The following is an 11,560-nucleotide window of genomic DNA, read 5'->3' on the forward strand; positions in this document are numbered from 1 at the left end:
GTGCGAACACCGATCCAGGCTCCTTCCAGAACATTCTCAGCCATGCGGCGCTCGGCTGTGTCGCGGGCGCGGCCGGCAGCGGGGACTGTGCGTCAGGGGCGATTGGCGGCGCAACCGGCGCAGTGATATCGCCGCTGGTTGGCGGGGCGCTGGGGATTGAGACGAACGCTGACCGTGCCAATTCGCTGAATCAAGCCATCGTGATCGGCGCGGCGATGTTGGCTGGCGGTGGGCTGGCGGCGGCCCTTGGGCAGAACGCGACAGCGGCAGCTGGCGCGGCGCAGAACGAGGCGCTGAACAACTACCTAAGCCTCAAGGATCGGCTGACGCTTGAGAAGGCCAAGCGGGAATGCGCGAACGGCGTCTGGACGTCGTGTGTGGCTGCCAATATTAATGCTGAAAGGGATCAGAAGAGTAACGACATTCTGGCCGATGGCCTGACCAAATGTGAGGGAGGTGGCTGTCAGTCCCTTGCCAACTGGATTCAGGATCAGAAGACATCCCTGGGTTGTGGGTCCGCCAGAGGCCCCACAGACTGCCAACTGCTGGACAAGAGCTGGCAGATTGCTCAGGCGAAGGCGCAGGGGCTTGAGCTGCCGACCTTCTCGCCGGATGACTTGATCGGCACTGGATTGATCAAAGGGATGCTTACGGGTACGCTCAAGGGTATTGGGCTCTTGGGAGCAACGAGGTCGGTAGGCAATGATGTAGCTAAGGCAATTGAGGAGCAGCTTGCCGGACGCACGGCAGCACCGGTCTTCTCAGGCTCTGGTCCTGCTCCGGGCATCATAGCGATTACTGACAACACGTCGGTYGGCGCTTTGAAGAACTACTATCCTTCGGGCGGCGGTGTGGAGTTTGTGTACGATCCGACAACARGTACCTTTGCTGTTGGCGCTCCCAAAGCTGGGCTATTCGATGGCTCGCCGCATCAGAAACTTGTTCAGTCAATCGGTGCAAAGGACGAGAACATCGTAGGTGGAACGTTCAGCCGAGCACCAGATGGTTCGATCATCACAACTGAGAATAGTGGGCACTATGGACAGAACTGGACGCCTCAGATCGAGAAGCAGTTCCAGGAATGGCTTTCGAAGCGTGTCGGCGTTACAGTGAACCATCAACGTTGGGGAAGCCGATGAAAACCCGAATGATCTTTCCGCCGCGTGTTGAACATCAGAACATCTGGCTTGTGAGCATAGGTCGGATAGAACTCGGAGTGGGGCTACGGGGAGAATGGTGCTTTCGGGTGGGACAACGATTGGTGACCATCTCGAAGCCTGACGACACAATGCCCTTACTTCCATTGCTCGAGACCGGAAGGACAGCGTTTTACGATCACGTGAGCCGCGCCGTTMAAGTTCGTCCAGAGCTGGCGGAGGCTGCCCGCTCATTTCCAGAGGTGCTTCTACTCGAGTTTGCATTCGAATCTTCTGTCTCTGATTACTGGCCACTTAAGGCGATGGATTGGCTGGATCTAAATTCAGTTCTTGTATCGGAGCTTCGCGGGACGTTGCGGACGCTGCTATCGCGAGGCTGGGCAACGCAACGACTGAGACAGAGGGTTGATACGGTAGTCAACCGCCGGATTTGAGGACGGTTGGGGTCGTGGGGCAATCCCGCTTAGCCTGCTCTCAGTTCGCAGGGGGGTAACTAACGAGCAGAGTGAATGACTAACCCACCCCCAGATGTGTGTACAACACGAGTGTTGTACACACATCCACACACCGGACGAATCCACGAGGTCATCTGCGGCGCCCGTCGCGGATTCCCAGGTCAACTTTCCTCGAGCCTTCCTTGCACAGGACGGCGTCACATTCTATTGCGATCGCAAGTCTGCCCCTTTGGCTAGACCTGCGCGCCTTGCATTTTTTAACGAAATCGGATTGCGCGGCCAAAAACCGCGTCTGGGGCAAAAACTTGCACCCGAGACCTGCATCGGGGCGCTGACCACCCGCGAAGCCTTGCTGCGTCTAGGATTGCGGGGCGTCGCCAACGTGGGACGTGTCGGGTGCTGGATATGGTGCCATTGGCGGAGCATCATCTACGGCCCTGGCGCCATTCATCGGTGCGGCGGTAGTGGGCAGCGGAGCGGCATCGCCTCTGCATTCGGTCAGGATCCATTCGCGGCAGCCAGCGCGGCGCAGAACGAAGCGCTGAACAACTGTTCCATGCATGAGTGCTGGAACGGTGTGAAGGACAAGCTGACGAGCTTCGGGTCGGCCGTTGCAAGCTGGTTTGCGACGCCGGAAGGTCAGCTAACCAGCGCGATGGCGGCGATTGCCGGCGACATGGGCGGCAGGCTGATGGTTGCTTGAAGTTGAATACACCTTTCTTGGGTTTTACGAAGGGACGTTAATGAAAATTCCACTTTACAACCGCGTCCGCTATGTTGGTCGAGAGGGATCGTATGAGGGGCTCAGATGGGGGGACATCGGATACGTTATCGAAGACTATTGCGATGGCAACTACGAAGTAGAGTTCTCTAATCCCGATGGGACGACGAGAGTTCAAGCGGTCCTCGCAGGCCGCGATCTGGAGCTGGCTGAACGTTAGATAAAGACGATGAACCCAGCATGCATCTGACGTTGGCGAATGGTGTATCTATTGTGAAAAGAGCAATGATGTTGCAGTGATAGGTTTGCGTGACGCGGACGGCATCGGGAAATTCGAAACTGCTCTGGAGAAATTGTGGGCCAAACCGATCGGTTACAGTGTGGCGCCAGGGGTTACTCCAGAACTACGGGCGGTCTCGATAGCAAGATAGGCTAGCTCCGATAGTTGCTAGGCCAGTGAGTGACGACATGGAGCGGGTATGCCAAGAGGGCCCAGGACGTGGCAGTCAAGGGTTCCCATTGGCACCGCCACGCATTTCCCGAAGTATGGCTTCAAACGAATTTCATAATGTCTCCATTATTTTCTCTACGTCTTCGTCGCCGCTGGCCGGTGTTCGGCGCCAGCCTTGCGCTGCTCGGCTGCGCCCCAATGATCGCAACGGCACCCTCAAGCGTCGAGCTCGCCCAGGACGGGGCTGCGGCTCACTCCATACAACTCTTGGCGCCTGCGTTCGTCCGGCTTGATACCGGTTATACCCGCCAGCTCGCGGCGCATTCCGTCTGGAAACGGGTGGGCCGTTTGCCGCAAGGGGAAGTCTACCGGCCGGTCGGAACGATTTTCACGATTGAAGGCCGTCAGGTCCACGAAGCCTACCTGGTGCTCAAAGACAACAAGCTGGTGGGCTTCTATTTGCCGGGGGAGCAAAACTATTCCCCGCTTTCAACCGCAGTACCCCTGACCTTGGGAGAAATTGAATGAAACGAGTTGTACGTATGGTAATTGGAGGAATGGCGATATCGTTCCTGATGGCGGGTTGCGCGTCGGGTGTGAAGCATTCCGAGATGGCGGCCTCTATCCCAACGATCAAGCCCGGGGAAGGTCGCATCTATTTCTTGCGCTCGGCATCCATGTTCGGCGCCGCGATTCAACCCGACCTTCGCCTCAATAGCCAGGTCGTCGGGGAATCCAAGCCCGGTGGCTTCTTCTTCGTGGATCGTCCGGCCGGCAAATACGTCGCCTCGGCATCGACGGAAACGGAGAAGACGCTCAGCTTCGTTCTCGATGGTGGGGAAACCAAATACGTGCGCAGTTCGCCGTCGATTGGCCTGATGGTCGGCCGCGTAGTGCTGGAGTTGGAGACGCCGGACAAAGCCAAGGAGGAGCTGTCTTCCCTGAGTTATACCGGGGATGTAGCGAAGACCTCGGCAAAATGAGCTAGCGACCCAGCCGGAGCTACACCGAAGGCACGGCAGCCGACGACATCCACACACGCGCCAATCCGAACTCAGGCTCGACATCGTGTGTCACGGCTCGCCGGGCGTTTAGCCTGCTCCGCCCCCCGCCTCCGTGATCGCGCTGTAGACCAGTGTGCGCAGTTGGCGGCGCACCGGGTAGGCGGAGGAGGGCAGGAGCTGGGTCAGGAACAGTCCGATCAGGTCCTCCTGCGGATCGACCCAGAAGAAGGTGCTGGCAGCGCCGCCCCAGAAGAAGTCGCCGGCGCTGCCGGGGATCAGGGTGGCCGCCGGCGCCACCGTGGTGGCGAAGCCGAGTCCGAAGCCGACGCCATCATAGTTGGCCTCGCTGAACATCGAGCGCGACATGCGTGGCAGGTCCACCCCGCCGGGTAGATGGTTGGATGTCATCAGCGTCAGCGTTTTCGTCCCCAGCAGACGCACTCCGTCCAGTTCGCCGCCTTGCAGCAACATGCGCGCGAAGCGCATGTAGTCGGCGGCGGTCGACACCAGGCCGCCGCCGCCGGAGATGAAGCCGGGCGGCTTCAGGTAGGGGCTGGTGAGGGGATCGTCCTGCAGTACCGGCTCGCGCGTGGATACCACCTTCGAACCAAGCGTGCCGACGGCGTAGCAGGCGCAAAAGCGCGAGGCCTTCTCTTCCGGCACGTGGAAGGCGGTATCAACCATGCCTAGCGGATCGAATATCCGTTCTTTCAGGAAGGTCTCGAAAGGGATTCCGCTGACCTTGCCGACGAGGTAGCCAAGCACGTCGGTGGAGACCGAGTAGTTCCAGGCCTCGCCCGGCGAGAACTCGAGCGGCAGCTTGGCCAGCTTTTCGATCATGTCGTCGAGCGTGCCGTCGGTGGCGAGTTCGCCCAGCTTCAGCTTGCGGTAGGCCGCGTCGACGTTGGTGTTTTGCTGGAAGCCATAGGTCAGGCCGGAGGTGTGGCGCAGCAGGTCGACCACCAGCATCGGGCGCGTAGCCTGGCGCGTCTGGAAGCTCTCCATGAAGCCGCCGTTGTAGACACCGAGGTTTTCCCATGCCGGAATGTACTTGCCGACCGGATCGTCCAGGGCGATCTTGCATTCCTCGACCAGCATCATGACTGCCACCGAGGTGACGGGCTTGCTCATCGAGTAGATGCGGAAGATCGAATCCTCGGCCAACGGAACCTGCCGCTCGCGGTCGGCCAGGCCCAGCGCCGAGTTCAGGACCAGTTCGCCGCGCCGCCACACCTGGATGAGGGCCCCGGGCAGCTTGCCGGTCGCGACATAGGCTTCGTCGACGAAACGTTCGACCCGGTCGAGCCGCTCCCGGGACATCCCCTGCGTTTTCCTGCCTTGCATATCCATGTCTCCTCCTGGTTATTGCCTTCATGTCCTTGAGCTACCCGGCGATGTGACGAAGTCCCAGGCGTTGGCGCCGAACACGACATAGAACAGGAAGGCCCTGTTGTCGCACGCCTGATGGAAATCACGAGTCCGGTCGGATAGCGCGTTGTTGTGGTCCTCGGCTTGTGCGCGGTGTTATGAGGCCGATGATAGCCGATCCCTCTGGAACGACAGGGCAGGCTCTTCCCGCACCCTGGCTCCTGCCTCTCCCTAGGGTAATCCCCAATATGCCGTATCATCTCGCCCTGGCGCCGCTTTGCCAGGGCTGTTTGCCGTCCTCGCCAGCGTGCACGTCCGTCGCACTTTTTCCGGTATTCAGGGACAAAGCCATGTGACGGCCCAGCAGCATGCTGAACGCCAACCGGCCGCGTTCGGGTGCTGAACCATACATATTGAATAAACAGGGGCCAGGGATTGGTGGCCTCGGAGACATCCGGACGCTTTGTCGGGGCCCCGGATTGCCAGGTATTCCAGGAGTTGCTTTTGTCCAAGATCGAAACCCAGCGCAGAACTGAGGTTGACCTGATTCGCGGCATCGCGCTGATCTTCATTGTGGTGGACCACGTGAACGGCAGCGTGCTGGCCGATTACACCATCCGCAATTTCGCGTTCTTCGACGCGGCGGAGATTTTTGTCTTCCTGGCCGGCTATTCGGCAGGGGCGGCCTACATAGCCATGGAGGCGCGGCATGGCGCATCCGCCGCGCAGAACCGCCTGATCCGCCGCAGTTGGGAGATCTACAAGGCGTTCGTGCTGACCGGCGTGCTGATGCTGGTCTTCGGCTTGCTGCTGGCGCTGGCGCGGGTGCCTGCGCCGGCGATCCGTTCCACGGAGGCGCCGGTCTTCATGGCGCATCCGTTCAGCACGCTGATCGAGGTGTTCAGCGTGGCGCGGCAGCCCTTTGTCTCCGACGTGCTGCCGATGTACGCGGTCTTCATCCTGTTCGCGCCGCTGGCAATCCGTATGGCGCGGGCCATGCCGCTGACTTTTGTCGGCGCGAGCGCGTTGCTCTGGCTGATGGCGCCGATGCTCACCCCGCTGCTGCCGAGCAGCGATGGCAATGGCTGGAGCTTCAACCCGTTCGCCTGGCAACTGCTGTTCGGCCTGGGCCTGATGGCGCGCCTGCGGCCCGATATCATCCTGCCGCGCCAGGCGCTGGTGCGCTGGGTTGTGACAGGGCTGGCGGTGGCGGTGACGCTGGCCTGCGTGTTGCTGGCCTACCTGTGGATGCGCCCGCATGTGTACGAGCCGTGGCTGCCCGCGTGGCTGCCGACCATGGTGTTCCCGCTGCCCAAGAAGAGCCTGGCGGCGCTGCGCATCGTGAGCTTTCTCGGGCTGGCCTGGTTGTGCTACCTCGCGGTGCGCGCGGGCTGGGTGGCGCGGCTGGCATCGGTGATGGGGCCGGTCGTGCAGATCGGCCGCCACAGCCTGTTCTGCTTTGTCTTCGGCGCAGTGGTGTCGGTGGTGATCGAGGGCTTTACCCACGGCATTGCCGGCGGGCGGCCTTCGCGGCCCATCGCGCTGGGTGGCGACATCGTGGCGGTGGCGCTGCTGCTGGTGATCGGCGGCTGGTACGGGCGGCGCAAGGAAGAGAGGAAAGAGGCGCGGAGAGAAGAGAGCAAGGAGGGGCGGAAGGAAGAGCGGAAGGCGCTCGCCTAGGGCGCCTTTGGTCAGGCCGGTCGTGCGGCCTGCGCGCCGGGCGGGGCTCTACCCGCCCAGCGCGATGCCGTCCTTGCGTTTGTCCGAGGCGCCGAGCAGCGCGCCCGACGCGTCGCGCATGACGATCTGCGCGCCGCCGAAATCGCTGCGCCCACCGAGTTCGCCCAGGCCGGCGGGGTCCGCGTAGCCAGCTTCGCGCAGGGCCCGCACGATGTCCGGCGGCATGCCGGCTTCGATGGCAAGGGCGGTATCGGATTCAAGGCGCCAGCGCGGCGCGTCGAGCGCAGCCTGCAGCGGCTGGTGCCAGGCGGCCAGCCTGACCAGCAACTGCAGCTGGCCCTGCGGCTGCATCAGCCCGCCCACCACGCCGAAGCCGGCGTGCAAGCGGCCGCCGCGCAGCGCCGCGCCGGGCACCACGGTGTGATAGGGGCGCTTGCCGGGGGCAGGGCTGTTGATATGGCCGGGGCCCGCAAAGCCGAAGCCGCGGTTCTGCAGCACGAAGCCGCAACCGGGCACGGCAATGCCCGAGCCGAAGCGCTTGAAGATGCTGGTCATCAGCGTGACCGCCAGTCCGTCGCGATCCACCACCACGGTGCAGACGGTGTTGCCGGCCGGGTCCGCCACGGTTTCGCTGGCGTACCGCATGGCGCGGCCCATGGCCTGCACGGTACGTACCACGGCTGCGGGATCGTCCTGCGCCAGCATGGCGGGATCGAGTTCCCCCAGTTCGTCCAGCGCATGCAGGATGGCGACGCCGTGTGTGTTGGGCGGACATTCGAGGATCGTCAGGCCGCGAAAGCCGGTGGAGACGGGGGTGCAGAAATCGCCCCGGTGGGCCGCGAAGTCGGCCGCTGCCAGCGCGCCGCCGGCATGGCGGCTGGCCGTTTCGGCGGCCTGGGCGGGTTTGCCGAGGTAATAGGCATCGGCGCCTTCGGCGGCGATAGCGGCCAGTGTGGCGGCCAGCTCCGGATTGCTGAAGGTTTCGCCGGCGGCCGGGGGCCGGCCAGCGCGATACAGCGCGGCGCAGACCGGATCTTGATGCAGCACGCGGTCGAACAAGGCCCATTCCCGCGCCGCCACCGGCGCTACCGCGAAGCCGTCGCGCGCCAGCGCGATGGCGGGGGCGAACAGCCGCTTCCACTCCAGCCGGCCGTAGCGGCGGTGCAGGTCTTCCCAGCCGCGCACCGCGCCGGGCGTGGTCAGCGACAGGGCGTGGCGTTCGGGGATGCGCTGCCTGGGCAGTGCCGCCAGCGCCTCCATCGGGAACGCGGCGGGTGCGCGGCCGGTGCCGTTGTAGCTCACGGCGTGGCCATCGGGCTCGACGATCATGGCCAGCATGTCGCCACCGATGCCGGTGGCCATCGGCTCCACCACGCCCAGGATGGCATCGGCCGCGAGCGCCGCGTCGATGGCGCTGCCGCCTTCGCGCAGTACCTGCAGCGCGGCCTCGGCGGCGAGCGGGTGGCCGGTGGCGACCATGCAGTGCGCGGCGCGCACGCCTTCGCCGCCGGCGATGGCAGGGGTGGCGGCAGGATTGGCGAAAGCTGTCGTTCTCATGCGTGGCGTTCCAGGGGAATCAGATTCGTTTCAATCGGGTTTGACGCAGCGGCATGCGTGAGCGGTTCCTCACCGCCACAGCACCACGGCGCACATCGTCGATACGGCAAGACCCGCCAGCACCGGTATCAGCAACGCCCGCACCGCATCGAGCACCGGCACGCGCGCGAAACCGGTGATGGCCACCAGCGAGGACCAGGCAATCAGCGTGCCGCCACCGGTCCAGACCGCGCCCATCTGGCCCACCGCGCACAGCGTGGCTGCGTCGATGCCGACGGTCGGGCCCAGCGCGCCGGCCAGCGTGCCGGTCAGCGGCAGGCCGGCAAAGCCGGAGCCGTCGATGCCGGTGATCATGCCCACCAGCAGCACGCCGAAAGCCACCATGACGTGGTTGTTGGGAATCCATTGTCCGGCGCCCTGGATCAGTTCGAACAGCAGGCTCGGCGCATGGCCGGGGCCGATGTGCAGGATGGCGCCGGCGGTATCGCCCGCGCCGATAAAGAAGAAGCCGGCGATCGGCAGCACGGAGCCCATCGCCTTGAAGGCAAAGACAAAACCATCGGTGATGTGCTCCGCGCTGACATCCAGCATCTTGCGCGGGCCCTCGGCCGCCAGCGTGCACAGGATCATCAGCAGCGCTGCCATGCCGCCGACCATGGCGGCCGCCTCGCCGCCCTTGAGTTCGGCCACGCCCAGGCCCAGCCTGGGCACGACCATCAATGCGATCACGGCGGCGAACGCTAACGGCGTTAGCACGGCAAACACCTTCGACCACTTGATCTGGCGAAGCTCCACCATCGACAGGCTGCGCGCGATATTGGCATCGGTGCCGAGCGGCTCGTCGTGCGCGGTGCCGCGCGCCAGTGCGCTCTTGTCGAAGCTGCCGGCGGCTTCGGTGCCGGCCAGGCTGGCATCGGGCGCGCGGCCTTGCCAGCGGGCCAGGTGGCCGGCATTGGCGGGACGGATCTGGGCGCGGATGGAAAAATAAGCCATCGTGAGCGCGATGCCGCCGGTGATCAGCGACAGCACCAGCGCGCGGTCCGCCACCATGGCGGCGCTGACCGCGGCCCCGGCTGCCTTGGCGCTGATGCCCGGCGCCACCCCGATCACATAGTCGGACGACAGCGCGGTACCCTGGCCCGCGATGGCGATCGCCATGGCGCCGGCCAGCGGCGGCAGGCCGGCGGCGATCGCGGCGGGCAGCAGGATGGCGGATACCAGGGGGATGGCAGGCGTGGGCCAGAAGAACAGCGAGATGGTGTACGTGATGGCGGCCAGCATGAAGTAGGCAGCGTGGCCGTTCTTCATCACTGCGCGGAAGGGCTCCACCATGCGCACGTCGGAGCGCAGCGCCTTGAGCGAATTGAGCAGCGCCGTCATCAGCGCGATCACCAGGAAGATATTGAACAACTCGCGCGCCGCCACGAAGCTGGCGTTGAAGATGCTGGCCAGCGCACTGACCGGGCTATGGGTCCAGGCCAGCGTGACGAGGAAGGTCGCGACGATCGCGGGCACGACCACGTTGGCGCGAAACACCATCGTCAGCACGATGGCAAGGACGCCGGCGAGGTAGACCCAGTGGGCCGCGCCCAGGGCGATATGTGATTCCATTTTGGGGCTTGTCTCCTGTGCCGGCGTGGCTGGGTGGGGGCCGCCGGTCTGTGCCGAGGGGGCATCGTAGCTGGCCTGGCACCGGCGCGGCAACCCATGGCGTGGCCGCCCTGCGCGCRAGTGCGCGGCAGTTCCCCTTCATGGCCGCCATGCGCGCGTTGCGTCACGTTGCGGCCGGGTGCCGTGCCTGCGCCGGGGCGGGCAGGACACGGCGACTGGCGCACTTATCCGGCGACTGTCCCGACGGCCTTCGCCGGGCTCACCTGGACTTCCCAGGACACGCTGATATCGCCGTTGACGAAGGTCTGGCAGGCCATGCGGTAGCCTTCGCCAAACTGCGCCTCCGTCAGATGCTTGCGTTCCTTGGGCTTGATGGCGTCGGTGAACGCCAGTCCGCGTTCGATCTTGCACTTGCAGGTGCCGCACAGGCCGCCGCCGCACTTGAAGGGGATGCCGCCTTTCTCGCGCAGGGAAACGCGCAGCAGGTTGCTGTTCTCGGGGGCGCTGACGACCTTGCCGCCGTTGCTGACAAAGGTGATTTCAATCATGGAAACGATCCGATTGCATGAGGGGGCTGCCCGGCGCTATGCCGGCCATACTCGGTTTATTCAGCGCGCGCTATTCACGCCTTACCAGTGAGATGTCCATGCTGCCGAAGGTGGACAGGCGCTTGAGCTCGTCGCGGGCTTCCTGCAGCGTGTCGAACTTGTCGAGGAATTTCGAGGGCACGTAATTGATGGCCGGCGCCTGCCGGCTGGCGGCATCGGCATCCTGGCCGGATTCCTCTATCACCTTCACCTTGACCGGATGCGCCATTTCGGCGATGACGAAGTGCGCGGTCTTGCGGCCGTAGAAGAGATAGTCGTATGCCTCGACGGCCACCAGCCCCTCGACCAGTTCGGTCCTGAATTGCCCCGGTTTGCTGCTGAGTATCACGTACATGACTGCGCTGCCTGGTGGTTGCTGGTGTTACTGCGGGCTGGCCGGGATGCAAGCTTGCGCAACGTTGGCCACACTGCTCGCCGTGGCGTTCTCCACCGGCAACTCGTCCTGGCTGAGCTCGATGTCGTGCTCCAGCCAGATCTGGCAGGTCAGGCGATAGCCCTGTTCCAGCCGCTCGCCCAGTTGCTTCTTTTCCTTCCAGTTCGGAGGCGGCAGGTGCTCGCCGCCGGCGATCACGCGGCAGGCGCACTTGGAGCATTTGCCCATGCCGCACTCGTAGCGCAGGTTCGGATAGGGAAACTGCTTGATCCCCGCGCGCACCACCAGGTTGGTGCTGGGCTTGACCTCGTCCTCGAAGGTCTGGCCGTTCTTGTGAAATACGACTTTCGGCATACAACGTTTCCGCAAGCGGTCTGTGAGGGGGGGAGCGGCCGGGGCAATGCGCCCGGCCTCGTTTTATTGCGGGCTCAGGCGGCCATGCCCAGTTCAGGCAGGGAGATCTCCTGGGCGACGTAGTCGTGATAGAGCGCGGTGGTGTAGAGCAGGCGCATCTGTGCGCCGATCTCGCAGATTTTCAGGCAGCGCTGCTGCAGCTCGGGCGTGTCGGCGTGTTC

12 protein-coding genes and 1 pseudogene are annotated in these 11,560 nt (G+C 63.9%); 6 read left to right on the forward strand and 7 right to left on the reverse strand.

Annotated features, from left to right (window positions below):
- From AC1DKD_RS33090 to AC1DKD_RS33110, 5 genes are all read left to right on the forward strand, one after another.
- The coding region (locus AC1DKD_RS33090; protein ID WP_477144203.1) for a polymorphic toxin type 43 domain-containing protein at positions 1-1,139 on the forward strand (1,139 nt) is incomplete at its 5' end.
- Positions 1,140-1,883: 744 nt separating this feature from the next.
- Positions 1,884-2,315 carry a hypothetical protein gene (locus tag AC1DKD_RS33095; protein ID WP_441636873.1) on the forward strand — a complete coding sequence of 144 codons (432 nt, stop codon included), beginning with the start codon at positions 1,884-1,886 and terminating at the stop codon, positions 2,313-2,315.
- 40 nt (positions 2,316-2,355) lie between these two features.
- Complete coding sequence (locus tag AC1DKD_RS33100) at positions 2,356-2,553, forward strand: DUF4926 domain-containing protein (RefSeq protein WP_441636889.1); 198 nt, start codon at positions 2,356-2,358, stop codon at positions 2,551-2,553.
- A 348-nt stretch (positions 2,554-2,901) separates the two neighbouring features.
- Positions 2,902-3,312: a hypothetical protein gene (locus AC1DKD_RS33105; RefSeq protein WP_441636875.1), complete on the forward strand. Its 411-nt coding sequence runs from the start codon at positions 2,902-2,904 to the stop codon at positions 3,310-3,312.
- On the forward strand, positions 3,309-3,767 hold the full coding sequence (locus AC1DKD_RS33110; protein WP_441636877.1) for a DUF2846 domain-containing protein: 459 nt from the start codon (positions 3,309-3,311) through the stop codon (positions 3,765-3,767). Before AC1DKD_RS33105 ends, AC1DKD_RS33110 begins: the two co-directional genes overlap by 4 nt.
- Positions 3,768-3,875: 108 nt before the next feature.
- On the opposite strand, the gene AC1DKD_RS33115 is transcribed toward AC1DKD_RS33110, so the two are convergent.
- Entirely contained in the window at positions 3,876-5,138 is a 1,263-nt protein-coding gene (locus AC1DKD_RS33115) for a serine hydrolase domain-containing protein (RefSeq protein WP_441636878.1), read from the reverse strand.
- Between the two features lie 522 nt (positions 5,139-5,660).
- Here AC1DKD_RS33115 and AC1DKD_RS33120 point away from each other — a divergent pair.
- A complete protein-coding gene (locus AC1DKD_RS33120) occupies positions 5,661-6,836 on the forward strand; it encodes an OpgC domain-containing protein (RefSeq protein WP_441636880.1) in 1,176 nt (391 codons plus the stop codon).
- 48 nt (positions 6,837-6,884) lie between these two features.
- Here the strand turns inward: AC1DKD_RS33120 and AC1DKD_RS33125 are convergent, their stop codons facing one another.
- The 6 genes and pseudogenes from AC1DKD_RS33125 to AC1DKD_RS33150 form a co-directional block, all read right to left on the reverse strand.
- Positions 6,885-8,393 carry a gamma-glutamyltransferase family protein gene (locus AC1DKD_RS33125; protein WP_441636881.1) on the reverse strand — a complete coding sequence of 503 codons (1,509 nt, stop codon included), beginning with the start codon at positions 8,391-8,393 and terminating at the stop codon, positions 6,885-6,887.
- Positions 8,394-8,462: 69 nt separating this feature from the next.
- A complete protein-coding gene (locus AC1DKD_RS33130; RefSeq protein ID WP_441636883.1) occupies positions 8,463-10,004 on the reverse strand; it encodes a hypothetical protein in 1,542 nt (513 codons plus the stop codon).
- Positions 10,005-10,228: 224 nt separating this feature from the next.
- Positions 10,229-10,561 (reverse strand): 2Fe-2S iron-sulfur cluster binding domain-containing protein, encoded by a 333-nt coding sequence (locus tag AC1DKD_RS33135; protein ID WP_276286659.1) that lies wholly within the window; start codon positions 10,559-10,561, stop codon positions 10,229-10,231.
- A gap of 61 nt (positions 10,562-10,622) precedes the next feature.
- Positions 10,623-10,946, reverse strand: a complete 324-nt coding sequence (locus tag AC1DKD_RS33140; protein ID WP_441636885.1) for a ferredoxin — start codon at positions 10,944-10,946, stop codon at positions 10,623-10,625.
- Between the two features lie 27 nt (positions 10,947-10,973).
- Positions 10,974-11,339: a 2Fe-2S iron-sulfur cluster-binding protein gene (locus AC1DKD_RS33145; protein ID WP_441636887.1), complete on the reverse strand. Its 366-nt coding sequence runs from the start codon at positions 11,337-11,339 to the stop codon at positions 10,974-10,976.
- A gap of 74 nt (positions 11,340-11,413) precedes the next feature.
- A pseudogene (locus AC1DKD_RS33150) lies at positions 11,414-11,560 on the reverse strand (TenA family transcriptional regulator); the annotation flags it as partial.

This window comes from Cupriavidus sp. 05T313, assembly GCF_056396665.1.

Bases quoted from the DNA above. Each gene is read 5' to 3' on its own strand.
- AC1DKD_RS33125 (WP_441636881.1), bottom strand. From the start codon at position 8,393: ATGAGAACGACAGCTTTCGCCAATCCTGCCGCCACCCCTGCCATCGCC.
- AC1DKD_RS33110 (WP_441636877.1), top strand. From the start codon at position 3,309: ATGAAACGAGTTGTACGTATGGTAATTGGAGGAATGGCGATATCGTTC.
- AC1DKD_RS33100 (WP_441636889.1), top strand. From the start codon at position 2,356: ATGAAAATTCCACTTTACAACCGCGTCCGCTATGTTGGTCGAGAGGGA.
- AC1DKD_RS33105 (WP_441636875.1), top strand. From the start codon at position 2,902: ATGTCTCCATTATTTTCTCTACGTCTTCGTCGCCGCTGGCCGGTGTTC.
- AC1DKD_RS33145 (WP_441636887.1), bottom strand. From the start codon at position 11,339: ATGCCGAAAGTCGTATTTCACAAGAACGGCCAGACCTTCGAGGACGAG.
- AC1DKD_RS33115 (WP_441636878.1), bottom strand. From the start codon at position 5,138: ATGGATATGCAAGGCAGGAAAACGCAGGGGATGTCCCGGGAGCGGCTC.
- AC1DKD_RS33130 (WP_441636883.1), bottom strand. From the start codon at position 10,004: ATGGAATCACATATCGCCCTGGGCGCGGCCCACTGGGTCTACCTCGCC.
- AC1DKD_RS33140 (WP_441636885.1), bottom strand. From the start codon at position 10,946: ATGTACGTGATACTCAGCAGCAAACCGGGGCAATTCAGGACCGAACTG.